We start from the raw sequence: 15,836 nt of genomic DNA on the forward strand, positions 1-15,836 counted from the left end.
CTCAGCTCATAGCTCCTAGCATCTGTCACGACCACGGTGAAACGCAGGTGATGGGACATGTACGCCGAAGAGCGCCAGCAGGCGGTGCTGCGACGCGCGCGGGCCGAGGGCCGCGTCGACGTCGCCGCGCTGGCCGCGGAGTTCGAAGTGACCTACGAGACCGTGCGCCGCGACCTCACGGCCCTGGAGCGGCGCGGGGTGCTGCGACGGGTGCACGGCGGGGCCATCCCGGTCGAGCGCCTGGGCTTCGAGCCCGCTCTGACACTCCGCGACACCGTGATGACCGCCGAGAAGGAACGCATCGCCAAGGCGGCCCTGGCCGAGCTGCCCGAGGACGGCGCCATCCTGCTCGACGCCGGCTCCACCACCGGGCGCATGGCCGCCCAGCTGCCCGCCGACCGCGAGCTGACCGTGGTCACGAACTCGCTGTCGATCGTGTCGGTGCTGACCCCGCGCACCAACATCAACCTCCTCGTCCTGGGCGGGCGGCTGCGCCCCCGGACCCAGGCCACCGTCGACGACTGGGCCCTGCGCGTCCTGGAGGACACCTACGTCGACGTCGCCTTCATGGCCACCAACGGGGTCTCCGCCGAACGCGGCCTGACCACCTCCGATATGGCCGAGGCGATGGTCAAGCGCGCCATGGTGCGCGCCGCGCGCCGCCTCGTCCTGCTCGCCGACCACACCAAGGTGGGCAACGACCACTTCACCCGGTTCGCCGGGCTCGACGACTTCGACTGCCTGATCACGGACACCGGGATCGCCGAAGGGCTCGCGGAGGAGATCCGCGCCTTGGGCCCCCGCGTGGTCCTCGCCTGACCCGCTTCCCCATCACCCCTTCCACCCCCCGTTTCACCGGCGCTCCCGCCAAGGGTGCCGTCCGGTGATGCCCGAACCGCCGGAGGCCCCATGTCGGTCCAGGAGAAACCCGCACCACCGCCCCAACGACAGCGCCCGGCCATGGAGCGCGTGCGCTCCAGTGTCCAGCGCTTCGGCGGGCACCTGTCCGGCATGGTCATGCCCAACATCGGCGCCTTCATCGCCTGGGGCCTGATCACCGCCCTGTTCATCCCGACCGGCTGGTGGCCCAACGAGACGCTGGCCCAGCTCGTCGACCCGATGATCGGGTACCTGCTGCCGATCCTCATCGGCTACACGGGCGGGCGCCTGGTGCACGGCCAGCGCGGCGCGGTGGTCGGCGCGGTCGCCACCGTGGGCGTCGTGGTCGGCACCGACACCCCGATGTTCCTCGGCGCCATGGTCATCGGGCCGCTGACCGCCTACCTCATGAAGCTCTTCGACCGGACCGTGCGACCGCACGTGCGGTCGGGCTTCGAGATGCTGGTCGACAACTTCAGCGCCGGCATCCTGGGCGGCATCATGGCCCTGATCGGCCTGGTGTCGGTCGGCCCGGTGGTGGAGTCCATCACCGGAGTCCTCGGCCAGGGCGTGCAGGCGCTGATGGACGCGCGCCTGCTGCCGCTCGTGTCGATCCTCGTCGAGCCCGCCAAGGTGCTGTTCCTCAACAACGCCATCAACCACGGCGTGCTCGGCCCGCTGGCGATCGCCGAGTCCACCGAGGCCGGCCAGGCCATCCAGTTCCTCATCGAGCCCAACCCCGGACCCGGGCTGGGCATCCTGCTCGCCTGCATGTTCTTCGGATCGCGCGCCACCCGGGCGACCGCGCCCGGTGCCGCCATCATCCAGTTCTTCGGCGGCATCCACGAGATCTACTTCCCCTACATCCTCGCCCAGCCCCGGCTGATCCTCGCGGCGATCGGCGGCGGCGCGAGCGGGATCCTGGTCTTCCTGCTGACCGGCGCCGGCCTGGTCGCCTCCCCCTCCCCGGGCAGCATCATCGCCGTCATGGCCGTCACGCCGCGCGGCGGCCATGTCGGAGTCCTGGCCGGGGTCGCCGCGGCGACCATCGTGTCCTTCCTCATCGCCTCCGCGCTGCTCGGCTTCGGCCGCGGCAAGAAGGCCGAGGACGACGCCGACACCGCTGAGCAGGGCCCCGCCACCGCGGGCGACGGCGAGTCGGCCGGCGCCGCCGCTGACGCCACCGACACCGACACCGCGGCCGAAGGCGCGAACACGATCAACGGAGCGCAGGTCGGCAAGGTCGTCGTCGCCTGCGACGCCGGCATGGGCAGCAGCGCGCTGCTGACCTCGACGCTCACCAAGAAGCTGGCCGCCTACTCCGTGGGCGTGTCGCACACGTCGGTGGACCGGATCCCCGATGACGCCGACGTGGTCCTGGTCCACGCCAACCTGGCCGAACGCGCCCGGCGCAACGCGCCCGGCAAGGTCGTCCTCACGTTCCAGGCGTACCTGGGAGACCCCGTTTTCGACCGCCTGGAAAAGGCCATCAAGGAAGGACAGACCATTGACGGCTGACGCGTTGCGCATCACCCCCGAGGCCGTGCGGCTGGGGTGCACGGCCGAGTCCAAGGCCGACGCGATCGACCAGTGCGGGCGCCTGCTCCTGGAGCTGGGCGCGGTCGAGCCGGGGTACCTCCCGGCCATGCACGAGCGGGAGAAGTCGGTCCCCACCTACATCGGTGAGGGCGTCGCCATCCCGCACGGCACCGACGCCGCGCGTGCGCTGGTGCGCCGCACCGCCCTCGCGGTGATCCAGTTCCCCGGCGGGGTGGACTGGGACGGCAACGACGTCCGTGTCGCCATCGGGATCGCCGCCGACGGCGGCGAGCACATGTCCGTGCTGTCCGCCCTCGCCACCACTTTGTCCATCCCCGAGCAGGCGCAGGCGCTGCGTGCCGCCACCGACGTCGACACCGTGATCTCCCTGCTCGACCCGTCCGGCAACGACCAGACCACCGACGACCCCGTTAAGGAGCCCAGATGAAGGTCGCCCGTTTCTACGCCCCCGGAGACATCCGGATCGAAGAGGCGGAGGAACCGCAGGCGGGCCCCGGCGAGTTGAAGCTGCGCGTGCGCAACTGCTCCACCTGCGGCACCGATGCCAAGATCTACCGCCACGGGCACCACCACATCGCACCGCCCCGCGTGATCGGCCACGAGATCGCGGGCGAGGTGGTCGCCGTCGGCGACGGCGCCGGCGACTGGTCGCCCGGCGACCGCGTCCAGGTGATCGCGGCGATCCCGTGCGGGCAGTGCCCCGACTGCGAGCGGGGCTGGCGGACCATCTGCCCCAACCAGGAGTCGATGGGCTACCAGTACGACGGCGGGTTCGCCGAGTACCTCATCGTCCCCGCCAAGGTGCTGGCCGTCGACGGTGTGAACCGCATCCCCGAGGGGGTCGGCTTCGCCGAGGCGTCGGTCGCCGAACCCCTGGCCTGCGTCCTCAACGGCCAGGAGCTCGCCCGGGTCGGCGCGGGCGACACGGTCGTGGTCATCGGAGCCGGCCCCATCGGCTGCCTGCACGTGCGGATGGCGCGGGCGCGCGGGGCCGAGCGGGTCTTCCTGGTCGAGCTGAACCGCGGGCGGCTCGACGCCGCCGCCGCGGCCGTCTCCCCCGATGCCGCGATCTGCGGGGCCGAGACCGACGCGGTCGACGAGATCCGCAAGCTCACCGACGGCCGGGGCGCCGACGTCGTCATCACCGCCGCGGCCTCCGGCAAGGCCCAGGAGGACGCCATCCAGATGGTCGCGCGCCGCGGCCGGATCAGCTTCTTCGGCGGGCTGCCCAAGGACAACCCGATCATCTCCTGCGACTCCAACCTGGTGCACTACCGGGAGCTGACCATCGTGGGCGCCAACGGGTCCAGCCCCGACCACAACCGGCGCGCGCTGGAGCTGATCGCCTCGGGCGCGGTCCCCGTGGCCGACCTCATCACCCACCGCAAATCGCTCGACGACGTGCTCGCCGCCATCGAGACCGTCATCGCCGGCGAGGCGATCAAGGTGACGATCGAGCCATGACGCGCCAGCTCACCACCACGCACACGGTCGGGGCCACATGATCCTCACCGTCACCCCCAATCCCAGCGTGGACCGCACCCTGGAGGTCGGAGCGCTGCTCCGCGGCGGTGTGGTCCGGGTCGAGGGGGCACGGACACAACCCGGAGGCAAGGGGGTCAACGTCTCGCGGGTCCTGCGCCGCCACGGCGAGGACACGACGGCGGTCCTGCCGGTGGGCGGGGCCGGCGGCGGCCGGCTCTCTGCGCTGCTCGCGGACCAGGGCGTATCGGCCGTCACCGTCCCCATCGCCGCCGCGACCCGCAGCAACATCACCATCGCGGAGTCCGACGGGGTCACCACCAAGCTGAACCTGCCGGGTCCGGCCCTCACCGACGCCGAGACCGACACCCTGCTCGGAGCGGTCGACGCCGAACTGGAGCGCGGTCCCCGGTGGCTGGTCGGGGCCGGCAGCCTGCCCACCGGGGTCGCCGCCGACTTCTATCCGCGGCTGGTCCGGCTCGCGGCGCGGCACGGCGTCCCGGTCGCGATCGACACCTCCGGCGTCCCGCTGGAGGCGGCGGCCCGGCAGGGCGGCACCGCGCTGCTCAAGCCCAACCACGAGGAGCTGGCCGAGCTGCTGGGGCGGGAGCTGTCGACCATCGGCGACGTCACCGACGCCGCCCGCGAGGTGCTGGCGTGGGGCAACCAGGCGGTCCTCGCGACCCTTGGCTCCCACGGCGCCCTGCTGGTGACCGGGGACGGGACCTGGTGGGCGGGCGGTGCGGCGGTCGTCCCGCGCAGCACCGTCGGCGCCGGCGACTGCGCCCTGGCCGGCTACCTGCACACCGACGGGCCGCCCGAGGAGAGGCTGCGGCGGGCCGTCGCATGGGGGGCGGCCGCGGTCGGGCTGCCCGGCACGACCGTTCCCGGTCCCGGCGACATCGACGGCGACGCCGTGGACGCCGTGACCGGCCCCGGGCGCGACCTGATCATCAAGGAGCTGTGACCGCCCCTCCCCTGTTCCCACCGCGATCCCCCGCAGCGCCGCCGCAGCGGCTCCACGACCGAAGGAGAACCCCCATGCCCGAACGCACCGCTGTCATCGGCTCATCCGTCGGGCTGCACGCCCGGCCCGCCACCCTGTTCGTCCAGGCGGTCGTCGGCACCGGCCTGCCGGTCACCATCGCCAAGGAGGGCGGCTCGGCGGTCGACGCGCGCAGCGTGCTGACCGTCATGAGCCTGGGCGCGAAGGGCGGCGAGACCGTGGTCCTGTCCGCCGACGGCGACGACGCCGACGCCCGGCTCGGCGAACTCGCCGCCCTGCTGGAGAGGGACCTCGACGCCGAATGACGCGAGGTCCGCACAGGCCCCGGCCCGCCGCCACCCGCCCCGGTGCGGCGGCGGGCCGGACCTCCACCGGCAGCGGTGCCTCGGCCGCCGGACCCGTCGCGCGGTCCGGCCCGGCGCACCGTCCGCCACCCGCCCGAAGTCCGGCGGCGGGGTCCCCACACCCCGTCCGCCGCGGCCTCCGGGCGGACCGCCCGCGTGGAACCGTCCACCGCGCAGGGCCCCCGGCCGGACCGTCCCCGTGCCCGTCGACCCGCGGCTTCCCTCGGCCCGCGGCGGGGCACCGGCTCGGAGGTCCGGCCACACCGGCGGGGAGGCAGGGGACTCCTCCCCGCCCGCGCCCCGGTCCCGCGCCATCGCGGGGCCGGGGCGCCGCCGCGTCCGCGGCCGGCGGCGCTTCCCGGCCGCCCCGGTCGACGCATCGCCGCACGTGATCGAGGATGGAGTCCTCCCCCGGTGCCGACCGGGGGATCCACGCGAGGGATTCGGCGGATGAGGACGATCAGGCACGGCGGCGAGCACGAGACCGAGATCCGCAGGTCCCGCTTCATCTGCGCCTTGGCGCGCGTCGACGGCGAGGACGCGGCGCGCGCCTTCATCGCCGAACGGCGCCGGCTGCACTGGGCCGCCACCCACAACTGCACCGCCTACGTGCTGGGGCCCGATGCCGGCGTACAGCGGTCCAGCGACGACGGCGAGCCGTCGGGCACCGCCGGCCTGCCCATGCTGGAGGTGCTGCGGCACCGCGGCCTCACCGATACCGCGGCCGTGGTCACCCGCTACTTCGGCGGGGTCAAGCTGGGCGCCGGCGGCCTGATCCGGGCCTATGGCGGCGCGGTGTCGGCCGCGCTCGACGCGGTCGGCGTGCTGGAGCGGCGGACGCTGCCGGTCGTCGAGGTGGCCGCCGACTACCTGCTGGCCGGGCGGCTGGAGAGCGAACTCCGCGCGTCGGCGCACCACGTGCGCGATGTCCACTACGGTGCGGACGTCCGCTTCGACGTCGCCCTGGCGGAGGACGACCCCGCCGCGTTCCGCGCGTGGCTGGCCGAGGCCACCGGCGGCCGGGCCGCGTGCACCCCGCGGGGGGAGACGACCGTCGAGTTCCCGGCGGGCCCGCCCGGCTGACCCGCAACGGACCCGCCCCGAATCCGCCGCTCCGGGCGGACAAAGCGCGTCGAGTGCCGCGACGGGCGTGTGCTCGGGCGGGGTGCCGTTCTAGGATTCCGGTACACGTCGTCGTCCCCAGGGGGTGAGCGGGCATGCGCATCCGGCCGCGGGTACCGGCCGCCGCTGTGGCGGTGCTCCTCGCCGGCGCCGCCTGCACGGGCGAGCCCGCGGAGCCGCCCGGGGAGCCGGAATCGCCGCGCCCGCTGCCGACCGTCTTCGGCGGCGATCCGCCGCCGGGGGTGGCCGGCGAGCCGTCGCGCTTCCTGCACGGCCCGGGATCCGACGGCCCGGACATCCTCGACGACTCCATGGGGGTGCGGATCGAGGCGGTCGGCGACGCCTTCCTGATCAGCTCCAACAGCGAGGAGCGGCACGTGCTCCAGGACGCCGCCGACGGCGGCACCCTGTGGGAGGGCGGTCAGCGGGTCGACCGGTTCGGGACCGCACGCGACGGTTCCGACGTGCTCATCCTCACCGGGGACGACGGCGGCTCCACCGTGATCGACGACGACGGCGAGACCGTCTGGTCGGGCGGCGGGCGGGACGCCTACGTCGGCGGCGTCGTGGTGCGCCGGCCCGAGGGGTGGACCGCCGGCGACCCCTACGGCGACTTCACCGTGCTGGGCACCGATGGCCGGGAGATCTGGGACTTCGCGTTCACGCGGCCCGAGGCCGGTCCCGACGGCGACGGCGACGACGCCCCCGATCCCGACCCCGACCGCCTGGGCGTCCCGGTGGGCGTGCACGGCGACACGCTGCTCATGACCGGCCCGACCGGCCTGCTCCAGGCCCGCGACATCGGCGACGACACCGGTGACCTGCTGTGGAGCATGTCCGGTGACGACCCCTCGCTCGCCGGGGAGACCGGGGTCCCCCTCCCGCGGCCGCAGGTCGTCGGGTACTACGGCCTGCCCGGCGCGGACGCCGGCGACGGCACGGCCGCCACCCCCGAGGAGTCGCCGGGCGACCCCGCCGCGAGCGCGCGGCCCGGCACCGACGCGCCCGAGGCACGCGACACCGTGCTCCTGCGCTGGAGCCTGCCCGAGGACCCCTCGCTCCTGTCCCTGCACGACCTCGGCGACGGCGAGACGCTGTGGACGCTGGCCGAACCCGGCGCCAACCCGGTCGACCGCGAGTTCACCCCGGCGCAGGTCACGGGCACGGTGTACGACCCCGAGACGGGGACGCTGCTGCTGCCGCAGGCCAGCGGGGACGCGACGGTGATCGCGGTCGACCTGGCCACCGGCGAGGAGCGCTGGGAGTTCGAGGACGCCGACGAACGGTCGATCACCCCCTCGCTCGCCCTGGCCGGCTACGTCTACGGCGACTCCCGGAGCGCCGACGACACGGACTCGTCGCAGGTGGTCCTGGAGGCCGAGACCAAGGACGTCGTGGCCGACGAGTCGGACTCCTATGTCGAGACCGTCACCGACGACGGCCACGTCCTGGTCGTGCGCGACCGCCAGCGCTTCGTGTTCCCGCCGGCCGGCGGCCCCGCCCCCGAGGGTTCCGCGAGCCCCACCGGGTGACGGCCGGGGACCGCGGCCCTCTGCCGCCGCTGCGGGCCGCCGGGCACCGCGGCGGCGGTCCGCCGGGTCAGCGCCCGCCGATCCGCAGCGTCAGCGGGTCCCGGGCGCGCTGGTCGTGGCCGATCGGTACGCGCACGGCCACCGACTCCACCCTGCCGCACCGTAGAGTGCTTCCGTCGCCGAACCGCACCGGGCGGAAGCCGAGGGTGCGGCCGATCCGTTCGACGGCCGGCGTGGTGAAGGCGCACAGCTCGCGCACCCCGTGCCGGACCGCGTAGTCGGCCGACCCGGTGATCAGCAGCGACGCGGTCAGCCCGAGCGGCACTTGGGCCTGCGGTCCGCTGCGCGCGACGGCGGTCACCGAGGCGAGGCGGCTCATCTCCCAGACCGCCGGGCTCCGGGGCGCGGGCTCGCCGCGCAGCGCCTGCGGGAAGACGTCGGCGAGCATGTAGGGCGCGGTGGTCGGCAGCAGCCGCAGGCACCCCATGAGCGCGCCGTCGTCGGTGCAGGAGATCGCGTAGACCGGGTCGAGGTCGTCGAACCGGTCCTTCTCCCGGCCGCCCACCGCGGAGACGTTCCAGTGCAGCCGGGTCTTGAAGACGTCGTGCCTGAGCCGGAACATGGCGTCGAGCAGGTCGGGCGTGAGCCCGGGGTCGCCGACGCGGCCGATGACGAGGCGGGCCATGGGACGGCGGCTCCCTTCCGCGTGACGGATGGCAACGGACCCACCGTACCGATACGCGCGCCGAAATCGGTCGACCGATCGCGGGTGTTCCCGTCACGGCCCCAGCGGATCCGGGAAGCGGATCCGCCCAAGCGGTTCCGGGACGTCGACCTCCCTCGGCGGCCTCAGGTAGCCCGCCGCACCCCTCGGCTTCGGGACGTCGGACGCGCCCGCCGGTTTCGGGACGTCGACCTCCCTCGGCGGCCTCGGGCTGTCGGACCCGCCCCTCGGCTTCGGGACGTCGGCCCCCCTCGGCGGCCTCGGGTCGTCGGACGCACCCCTCGGCTTCGGGACGTCGGCCTCCGTCGGCGGCTTCGGGTGATCCGCCTTCCCCGGCGGCGCGCCCCCGGCCCCCGGACCGGGCGACGAAGGTTCGACAATTCGCCGCGCACCGACCATTTGGTCGAAAAAGTACGCGGCCATGTCGACGATTTGCACGCTTTTTCCGGTACTCGGAGCGTGCACCATTCGGTCGTCACCGATGTAAATTCCGACGTGTCCGGGCCCCGAATAGAAGAAGACCAGGTCGCCGGGGAGGAGTTCCTCCCGGGAGACGGACTCCCCTTCGGTGAACTGGTCATAGGTGGTGCGGGGGAGCTTCTTCCCCGCCTCCCCGTAGGCCCATTGAACGAGGCCGGAGCAGTCGAATGCGTCGGGGCCGGCGGCACCGAACCGGTACGCCTTCCCGACCTGGCGCTTCGCGTGTTCGACGGCGACGTCGGCCACTGAAGCGGACCGCTGGAGGCGGTCTTCGGCCATTGCGGATCCGGGGGCGGCCAGCCCCATTGCGGCGATCGCCGCGACCACGGAGACGGTCAACGCCGCGCGCACGACCGGTCTCGGTCTTCGCACGGGCGGATCGTGGGTGAATGCTGTGATCGCGTTCATATGTCCCCCCGGTGAATCACCTCTATTGCCGCACCTCGTCCGTGCGGCGGACACATTTCACCAGGGAAGCACAGACCGATTCATATTCCGGCACAAGCGCCAACAACGGCGTGTCGGATTCCGGATGCGTATTGGCGTGATTTTCTGCGGATCGCATTCGGGCACACGCCGGTCCGGCGGCCGGCCCACCTCGTGGGCCCCGGCCGCCCCGCCGCGGTCATCCCCTGCCCGGTTCCAGGCAGCAGGCGAGGATGCGGGTGATCCGCTCCACCAGGTCGTCGGGGTCGTGCCGGACCATCGCGGTCCCCCCTTCGACACGTCTCACCATCCCCATTCCGAGCAGCATCGATGCCGCCAATGTCGCGCGCACCCGCGCGTCGCCGCCGTCGAGGACGCGCTCCAGCGGCTCGATGATGGCGGTCGTCACCCGCTCCTGGAAGACGGCCTGGAGATCCGGGTCCGCGGCGGAGTGCTCCAACGCCCGCTGGAGGGGCGTGCCCTCGCCGTGGGTGCGGCGCACGAGGTGCTCGGCCAGGCGGCGGGGCAGCGCCGCCGGATCCCCCTCGAAGATGCCGGGGAACACGGCGTCCTCGGCGATGACCTCGGCGAGAAGGCCGCGCTTGGCGCCGAAGTAGCGGTTGATCAGCGCGACGTTGACTCCCGCGTGGGCCGCGATGCGCCGGGACGAGACCTGGGTGTAGCCCTCGTTGGTGAAGAGTTCGCGGGCGCTGTCGAGGATGCGCTGCCGGGTGGCCTCACGATCGCGCACCCGGCCGGCGCACTCACCAGTGGCGTGCGACTCCATCACGGCTCCAAGGCGTCCGTTCCTACAGCTCACGGCGTCCGCGATCGCGACTTGCAATTGCACGGGCCCTGAAGACTAGCATTCCGGCTTGACAAGTCAACAGTGTTTACTTATACCGGAGGGGAGACCCGAGAACCCCTCCCCCCAGTGGCGCGGGCGGTTCGGCGTGCCGTGTCCCGGTACGCCGCTGCCGCGCGCCCGGCGACGGGCGAGCCGGAGGGGCGCGGCGTCGGCTGGACCGAGGAGCAGGGTGCGACCGGGAGACACGGGAGCGCCCCGAGGCGGCGAGCCGGCGCCACCGCGCGCCCCGCGGCCCGCCCGGCGACCGGGAGTGGCGCGGTTCCGGGCACGGGATGGGCGATGCGCATGGGGGACGGCGAAGTGGACCAGAAGGTGGCGCGAGCGCGGACGGACGAAGCGTTACCCGCGGACGCGGACGTCGGCGCGCCCCAGTACACCAAGCGCCAGGTGGCCGAGATCCTGGCCGGGCTGATGCTGGCCATGCTCACATCGATGCTGACCACATCCATCGTGGGGACCGCTCTCCCGACGATCGTCGGCGAACTGGGCGGGCAGGACCAGCTCTCCTGGGTGGCCGGCGCCACCGTGCTGTCGATGACCGCGTCCACACCCCTGTGGGGGAAGCTGTCGGACGTCTGGGGCCGCAAGATCCTCTTCCAGATCGCCCTGGTCGTGTTCATCGCGTCCTCGGTGGCGGCCGGGTTCGCCCAGGACATCTCCTGGCTGATCGCCGCCAGATTCGTGCAGGGCATCGGGGCGGGCGGGCTCGCCGCGCTGCCGCAGATCATCCTCGGCGACGTCGTCGAACCGCGCGAACGCGGGCGCTACTCCGGCGTCATGGGCGCGGTCTTCGGCGTCTCGACCGTCGCGGGGCCGCTGCTCGGCGGGTTCCTCGTCGACAGCCCCCTGGGCTGGCGCTGGTGCTTCTTCATCACCGTGCCGGTCGCCGTCGTCGCGTTCATCGTCATCCAGCGGCTGCTGCGGCTGCCGGTCCGCCCGCGCGGCGACGCCCGGATCGACTGGTGGGGCGCCACGTTCATCGTCGGGGCGGCCAGCGCGCTGATGCTGCTGCTCAGCCTCGCCGGAAAGGAGTTCGCCTGGAACTCCGCGCCGGCCTACGCCCTCGCCGCGGGCACCATCGCGTTCACCGTGGCCGCGGTCCTGACCGAGCGCCGCGCCCAGGACCCCATCCTGCCGCCCCACCTGTTCCGCAACGGCACCTTCGTCCTGGCCTCGCTGGCCTCGCTCGCCGTGGGCATGGGCATGTTCGGGGTGATGATCTACTTCCCGCAGTACCTGCAGATCGTCAAGGGGATGACCCCCACCGGGTCCGGCCTGATGACCCTGCCGATGGTGCTCGGCCTGCTGGCGGCGTCGATCTCCTCGGGCTTCCTGACCAGCCGCACCGGCCGCTGGAAGGGCTACCCCGTCGCCGGCATGGTGCTGATGGGCCTGGGGTTCGCCACCCTCACCCTGCTCGACGTCGGCTCCAGCCTGGTGCTGGTCGGCGCGGGCGTCGCGCTGATCGGCCTGGGGCTGGGCCTGTCGATGCAGATCCTCATCCTGGCCACGCAGAACGCCCTGGAGCGGGCCGACCTCGCAGCGGCGACCTCCGCGGTGTCGTTCTTCCGCAACCTCGGCGGCGCCATCGGGGTCGCCGCCTTCGGCGCCGTCATGACGACCCGCCTGCACAGCGAGCTCGCCGCGCTCACCGCGCAGGCCCAGGCCGCATCGGACGGGGACGCCCCGGCCGTCGACCTCTCGGAATCGGCCCTCGGGTCGCCGGAGGCCATCCAGACGCTGCCCCCTGCTGTCCAGGACGCGGTGCTCCAGGCGTTCAGCGACTCGATGCACACCGTGTTCCTGATGGGCGTCCCGATCGCCGTGCTGGGCCTGGCCTTCACGGTCTTCCTCAAGCACACGCCGCTGCGCACCAGGGGGTAGACCGTCGCGACGGGGGTCCGCCGAGCCCCGCGGACATGACGAAGGGCGCCGAGGACCGGTGATGACGACCGGCCCCGGCGCCCTTCTCTTCGCGCGCCCGGGCCGTCCGGACGGCCCCGTCCCGCTCGGCGCGACAACGACCGCTTGACATGACATCACTCATGACGCCATGATGACGTCATGGATTTGATGCCGTATGTCGACGAACTCCGCCGCCAGCTCCTGGTGGCCGCCGAAGCCGGGGACGAGGACACCCGGGTCATCGCCGAGCGCCTCAGCGCCGCCTTGGAGCCCGCCGCGCGATTGACCCTGCTGGACGCCCTGTCCGCCGCCGTGGACGAGATCACGCGGGACCTCGCGCCCGGATCGGTCGAGGTTCGGCTGCGCGGACGGCAGACCGACTTCATCGTGACGTCACCCGAGTTCGACGCCGCCGACGACGGCACCCTCCCGATGCCGTCGGCCCACCAGGGCGACGCCGGAGAGGCCGGCCGGGCCGCCGCGGGAGCGCACCCGGCCGAATCCGAGGACGGGGGCACGTCGCGGATCACCCTCCGCATGCCCGACCGCCTCAAGCCGCGCGTCGAGGAGGCGGCCCGCAACGAGGGGCTGTCGGTCAACGCCTGGCTGGTGCGCGCGGTGGCCGCGTCGCTCGACAGCGGCAGGCGGCGGACCGACACCCGGGCGCGCCAGGTCGGCCGGGGCTACACCGGCTGGGTCCGCTGACCGGGCCCCGCCGCCGAACCACCTCCGTCTCCACCCCTCCACCACCTCCACCTTCACGTCTCCGACCAGCGGAGACGATCAGTACCGCCACGTCAGGAGACCGCCATGCCCGAATTCGAGACCCCCGAGCCGATCACCGCCGACATCAAACTGCTGGCCGGAACCCTCCAGGTCATCGCCGGCGACCGCACCGCGACCACCGTCGAGGTCCGCCCGCGCGACGCCGCCAAGGAGAGCGACGTGCGCGCCGCCGAGCAGGTGGAGGTCGCCTACGCCGGAGGCCGCCTGGAGGTGAAGGAGCCCCACACCTCGGGCCTGGGCCGGCTGCTCCGCAAGGGCATGGTCGACGTCACCGTCGAACTGCCGGCGGGATCGCGCCTCCACGCCGAGGTCGACTACTCCGGCGTCCGCTGCGAGGGGCCGCTGGGCGCGTCCGTGATCACCTCCACCAACGGCAACATCGCGGTGGACCGCATCACCGGCAACGCCGAGCTCACCACGGCGCACGGCTGGGTCCGGGCGGGGGAGATCGACGGCGCGGCCGCGGTCAAGTCCACCACGGGCACCATCACCCTCGGGGCCGTGACAGGGGAGCTCCGGGCCAACTCCGCACACGGCGACATCACCGCTGACCGGACCCTGTCCTCCGTCACGGCGCGCACCACCCACGGCAGCATCCGGCTGGGCGAGGTGGCCCGCGGCAGCGTCGACCTGGAGAACTCCTACGGCGAACTGGAGATCGGCGTCCGCGAGGGCACCGCCGCCTGGCTGGACGCGGTGTCCAAGAACGGCGTCGTGCGCAGCTCCCTGGAGGCCGCCGACGACCCCGCCCCCACCGAGGAGACCGTCGAGGTCCGCGCCCGCAGCGTCCACGGCGACGTCATCGTCCACCGGTCCTGAACCGAGCGAGAGAGACGAGGCTGAACATGACACGGCACACCCCCCGCGCGGCCGTCACGGTCACAGGGCTGCGCAAGTCCTACGGCGACCACGCCGTGCTGGACGGCGTCGACCTGGAGATCCCCGCGGGAACCGTCTTCTCCCTGCTGGGACCCAACGGGGCCGGCAAGACCACCATCGTGAAGATCCTGTCCACGCTGATCAGCGCCGACGGCGGCCGGGCCCGGGTCATGGGGCACGACGTCGCGACGGATCCCGGCGCGGTGCGCGCCGCGATCGGCGTCACCGGGCAGTACTCGGCGGTGGACGGCCTGCTCAGCGGGCGCGAGAACCTGATGCTCATGGCGCGGCTGCACCGCCTGGGACGGGCCCGCTCCCACCGCCGCACGGCCGAGCTGCTGGAGCGCTTCGACCTCGTCGACGCGGCGAAGAAGCCCGCCGCCGCCTACTCCGGGGGGATGCGCCGCCGGCTCGACCTGGCCATGACCCTGGTGGGCGAGCCGCGGCTGATCTTCCTCGACGAGCCGACCACCGGCCTGGACCCGCGCAGCCGCCGGGACATGTGGCAGATCATCCGCGACCTCGTCGCCGACGGCGTCACCGTCTTCCTCACCACGCAGTACCTGGAGGAGGCCGACCGGCTCGCCGACCGGATCGCGGTCCTGGACCACGGCACGATCGTGGCCGAGGGCACCGCCGCCGAACTCAAGCGCCGCGTCCCGGGCGGCCACATCCGCCTGCGCTTCGCCGGGGCCGAGGCGCTGGAGTCCGCGGCCCGGGCCCTGGGCGGCGAGGCCGACACCGACGCGCTGGCGCTCAAGGTGCCCGGCGGCGGAGGGGTCGCCTCGTTGCGCGACCTCCTGGACCGCCTCGACACCGCGTCGATCACCCCCGAGGAGCTGTCGGTGCAGACCCCGGCCCTCGACGACGTCTTTCTCGCGCTCACGGGCCACCGGAGCGCCGACGGCGACACACGGAAGGCGAACCGATGACCACCCTCACCCACGCCGCCGGCGACTCGGCCACGATGGTGGCCCGCCAGTTGCGGCACATGCTGCGCTACCCGTCCATGACACTGCTCCTGGCCGGGGTGCCGGTCCTCTTACTCCTGCTGTTCGTGTACGTCTTCGGGGGCGCCATGAGCCCCGGTGCGGCCGGCGCCGCCGCGGGCCGCGCCGGCTACCTCGACTACATCGCGCCCGGGATCATCCTGATCGCGGTGGCGAGCGCGGCCCAGGGGACGGCCATCTCGGTGGCCATGGACATGACCGAGGGCATCGTCGCCCGGTTCCGCACCATGGACATCGCACGGGTGTCGGTCCTGACCGGGCACGTCGTCGGGAGCCTGGTCCAGGCGATGCTGAGCGCGGGCCTGGTCACCGCGGTGGCGCTGCTGATCGGGTTCCGGCCCACAGCGGGCCCCGCGGAGTGGCTCGCGGCCGCCGGCCTGCTGGTGATGGTCTCGTTCGCCCTCACCTGGCTGTCGGTGGCCCTGGGCCTGTTCGCCGAGACCGTCGAGTCCGCGAGCAACCTGCCCATGCCCCTGCTCTTCCTGCCCTTCCTGGGCAGCGGCTTCGTACCGACCGAGACGCTGCCGGCCGGCCTGCGCTGGTTCGCCGAGTACCAGCCGTTCACGCCCATGATGGACACCCTGCGCGGGCTGCTGACGGGTGCCGGGGGCGGCGGCAGCGGGGCCGCCGCGGTCGCCTGGTGCGCGGGTATCGCCCTCGTCTCCTACCTGTGGGCCAAGCGGCTGTACAACCGCGACCCGGCGGCCTAGGGCGTGTCTGGAAACCGGGTCATGTAGGGATGAACGGCATCACAACGGCATAGTCGGGCGTGTCACCCCGCAGATGAGTGAAGCCTCCGGTAGACGGGTCAACGACCAAGAAGACCTTGTCAG

Annotated in this window: 16 protein-coding genes; 13 read left to right on the plus strand and 3 right to left on the minus strand. The window is 73.2% G+C overall.

Going from position 1 to position 15,836, the window contains the following annotated elements; translation table 11 throughout:
* Positions 1-57: 57 nt before the first annotated feature.
* The 8 genes from ACFO4E_RS27785 (at position 58) to ACFO4E_RS27820 (ending at position 7,925) form a co-directional block, all read left to right on the plus strand.
* A complete protein-coding gene (locus ACFO4E_RS27785; protein ID WP_378579882.1) occupies positions 58-819 on the plus strand; it encodes a DeoR/GlpR family DNA-binding transcription regulator in 762 nt (253 codons plus the stop codon).
* A gap of 90 nt (positions 820-909) precedes the next feature.
* Complete coding sequence (locus ACFO4E_RS27790) at positions 910-2,397, plus strand: PTS mannitol transporter subunit IIBC (protein WP_378579884.1); 1,488 nt, start codon at positions 910-912, stop codon at positions 2,395-2,397.
* Positions 2,387-2,866, plus strand: coding sequence for a PTS mannitol transporter subunit IIA (locus ACFO4E_RS27795; protein ID WP_378579886.1), 480 nt, complete (start codon positions 2,387-2,389; stop codon positions 2,864-2,866). The genes ACFO4E_RS27790 and ACFO4E_RS27795 overlap by 11 nt, the downstream gene beginning before the upstream one ends.
* Positions 2,863-3,903 (plus strand): zinc-dependent dehydrogenase, encoded by a 1,041-nt coding sequence (locus ACFO4E_RS27800; RefSeq protein ID WP_378579888.1) that lies wholly within the window; start codon positions 2,863-2,865, stop codon positions 3,901-3,903. Before ACFO4E_RS27795 ends, ACFO4E_RS27800 begins: the two co-directional genes overlap by 4 nt.
* 37 nt (positions 3,904-3,940) lie before the next feature.
* Positions 3,941-4,888 carry a 1-phosphofructokinase gene (gene pfkB / locus ACFO4E_RS27805; protein ID WP_378579890.1) on the plus strand — a complete coding sequence of 316 codons (948 nt, stop codon included), beginning with the start codon at positions 3,941-3,943 and terminating at the stop codon, positions 4,886-4,888.
* 74 nt (positions 4,889-4,962) lie between these two features.
* Positions 4,963-5,232, plus strand: a complete 270-nt coding sequence (locus ACFO4E_RS27810; RefSeq protein ID WP_378579892.1) for an HPr family phosphocarrier protein — start codon at positions 4,963-4,965, stop codon at positions 5,230-5,232.
* A gap of 489 nt (positions 5,233-5,721) precedes the next feature.
* Positions 5,722-6,354 carry a YigZ family protein gene (locus tag ACFO4E_RS27815; protein WP_378579894.1) on the plus strand — a complete coding sequence of 211 codons (633 nt, stop codon included), beginning with the start codon at positions 5,722-5,724 and terminating at the stop codon, positions 6,352-6,354.
* A gap of 134 nt (positions 6,355-6,488) precedes the next feature.
* On the plus strand, positions 6,489-7,925 hold the full coding sequence (locus tag ACFO4E_RS27820; RefSeq protein WP_378579896.1) for an outer membrane protein assembly factor BamB family protein: 1,437 nt from the start codon (positions 6,489-6,491) through the stop codon (positions 7,923-7,925).
* A gap of 67 nt (positions 7,926-7,992) precedes the next feature.
* Here the strand turns inward: ACFO4E_RS27820 and ACFO4E_RS27825 are convergent, their stop codons facing one another.
* The 3 genes from ACFO4E_RS27825 to ACFO4E_RS27835 all read right to left on the minus strand — a co-directional run bounded on the left by ACFO4E_RS27825 (position 7,993) and on the right by ACFO4E_RS27835 (position 10,342).
* Positions 7,993-8,610, minus strand: a complete 618-nt coding sequence (locus ACFO4E_RS27825; protein ID WP_378579898.1) for an acyl-homoserine-lactone synthase — start codon at positions 8,608-8,610, stop codon at positions 7,993-7,995.
* 93 nt (positions 8,611-8,703) lie between these two features.
* Positions 8,704-9,537 carry a C40 family peptidase gene (locus ACFO4E_RS27830; protein WP_378579900.1) on the minus strand — a complete coding sequence of 278 codons (834 nt, stop codon included), beginning with the start codon at positions 9,535-9,537 and terminating at the stop codon, positions 8,704-8,706.
* Between the two features lie 217 nt (positions 9,538-9,754).
* Positions 9,755-10,342 (minus strand): TetR/AcrR family transcriptional regulator, encoded by a 588-nt coding sequence (locus tag ACFO4E_RS27835; RefSeq protein WP_378579903.1) that lies wholly within the window; start codon positions 10,340-10,342, stop codon positions 9,755-9,757.
* A gap of 366 nt (positions 10,343-10,708) precedes the next feature.
* On the opposite strand from ACFO4E_RS27835, the gene ACFO4E_RS27840 reads away from it, so the two are divergent.
* The 5 genes from ACFO4E_RS27840 to ACFO4E_RS27860 all read left to right on the plus strand — a co-directional run bounded on the left by ACFO4E_RS27840 (position 10,709) and on the right by ACFO4E_RS27860 (position 15,713).
* Complete coding sequence (locus ACFO4E_RS27840) at positions 10,709-12,307, plus strand: MDR family MFS transporter (RefSeq protein WP_378579905.1); 1,599 nt, start codon at positions 10,709-10,711, stop codon at positions 12,305-12,307.
* A 180-nt stretch (positions 12,308-12,487) separates the two neighbouring features.
* The gene (locus ACFO4E_RS27845) at positions 12,488-13,033 is read left to right on the plus strand and encodes a histidine kinase (RefSeq protein WP_378579907.1); all 546 of its coding nucleotides are present in this window, start codon (positions 12,488-12,490) and stop codon (positions 13,031-13,033) included.
* A 105-nt stretch (positions 13,034-13,138) separates the two neighbouring features.
* Complete coding sequence (locus ACFO4E_RS27850) at positions 13,139-13,933, plus strand: DUF4097 family beta strand repeat-containing protein (protein WP_378579909.1); 795 nt, start codon at positions 13,139-13,141, stop codon at positions 13,931-13,933.
* Between the two features lie 26 nt (positions 13,934-13,959).
* Positions 13,960-14,925, plus strand: coding sequence for an ATP-binding cassette domain-containing protein (locus ACFO4E_RS27855; protein ID WP_378579911.1), 966 nt, complete (start codon positions 13,960-13,962; stop codon positions 14,923-14,925).
* On the plus strand, positions 14,922-15,713 hold the full coding sequence (locus tag ACFO4E_RS27860; protein WP_378579913.1) for an ABC transporter permease: 792 nt from the start codon (positions 14,922-14,924) through the stop codon (positions 15,711-15,713). Before ACFO4E_RS27855 ends, ACFO4E_RS27860 begins: the two co-directional genes overlap by 4 nt.
* Positions 15,714-15,836 lie beyond the last annotated feature (123 nt).

The sequence above is a fragment of the Nocardiopsis mangrovi genome (assembly GCF_042653925.1).
Taxonomy (GTDB): domain Bacteria; phylum Actinomycetota; class Actinomycetes; order Streptosporangiales; family Streptosporangiaceae; genus Nocardiopsis_B; species Nocardiopsis_B mangrovi.

Excerpts from the sequence above, each read along its gene's own strand:
- ACFO4E_RS27785 (WP_378579882.1), top strand. The coding sequence starts at position 58 with ATGTACGCCGAAGAGCGCCAGCAGGCGGTGCTGCGACGCGCGCGGGCC.
- ACFO4E_RS27790 (WP_378579884.1), top strand. The coding sequence starts at position 910 with ATGTCGGTCCAGGAGAAACCCGCACCACCGCCCCAACGACAGCGCCCG.
- ACFO4E_RS27800 (WP_378579888.1), top strand. The coding sequence starts at position 2,863 with ATGAAGGTCGCCCGTTTCTACGCCCCCGGAGACATCCGGATCGAAGAG.
- pfkB (WP_378579890.1), top strand. The coding sequence starts at position 3,941 with ATGATCCTCACCGTCACCCCCAATCCCAGCGTGGACCGCACCCTGGAG.
- ACFO4E_RS27810 (WP_378579892.1), top strand. The coding sequence starts at position 4,963 with ATGCCCGAACGCACCGCTGTCATCGGCTCATCCGTCGGGCTGCACGCC.
- ACFO4E_RS27815 (WP_378579894.1), top strand. The coding sequence starts at position 5,722 with ATGAGGACGATCAGGCACGGCGGCGAGCACGAGACCGAGATCCGCAGG.
- ACFO4E_RS27820 (WP_378579896.1), top strand. The coding sequence starts at position 6,489 with ATGCGCATCCGGCCGCGGGTACCGGCCGCCGCTGTGGCGGTGCTCCTC.
- ACFO4E_RS27825 (WP_378579898.1), bottom strand. The coding sequence starts at position 8,610 with ATGGCCCGCCTCGTCATCGGCCGCGTCGGCGACCCCGGGCTCACGCCC.
- ACFO4E_RS27830 (WP_378579900.1), bottom strand. The coding sequence starts at position 9,537 with ATGAACGCGATCACAGCATTCACCCACGATCCGCCCGTGCGAAGACCG.
- ACFO4E_RS27835 (WP_378579903.1), bottom strand. The coding sequence starts at position 10,342 with ATGGAGTCGCACGCCACTGGTGAGTGCGCCGGCCGGGTGCGCGATCGT.
- ACFO4E_RS27840 (WP_378579905.1), top strand. The coding sequence starts at position 10,709 with ATGGGGGACGGCGAAGTGGACCAGAAGGTGGCGCGAGCGCGGACGGAC.
- ACFO4E_RS27845 (WP_378579907.1), top strand. The coding sequence starts at position 12,488 with ATGGATTTGATGCCGTATGTCGACGAACTCCGCCGCCAGCTCCTGGTG.
- ACFO4E_RS27850 (WP_378579909.1), top strand. The coding sequence starts at position 13,139 with ATGCCCGAATTCGAGACCCCCGAGCCGATCACCGCCGACATCAAACTG.
- ACFO4E_RS27855 (WP_378579911.1), top strand. The coding sequence starts at position 13,960 with ATGACACGGCACACCCCCCGCGCGGCCGTCACGGTCACAGGGCTGCGC.
- ACFO4E_RS27860 (WP_378579913.1), top strand. The coding sequence starts at position 14,922 with ATGACCACCCTCACCCACGCCGCCGGCGACTCGGCCACGATGGTGGCC.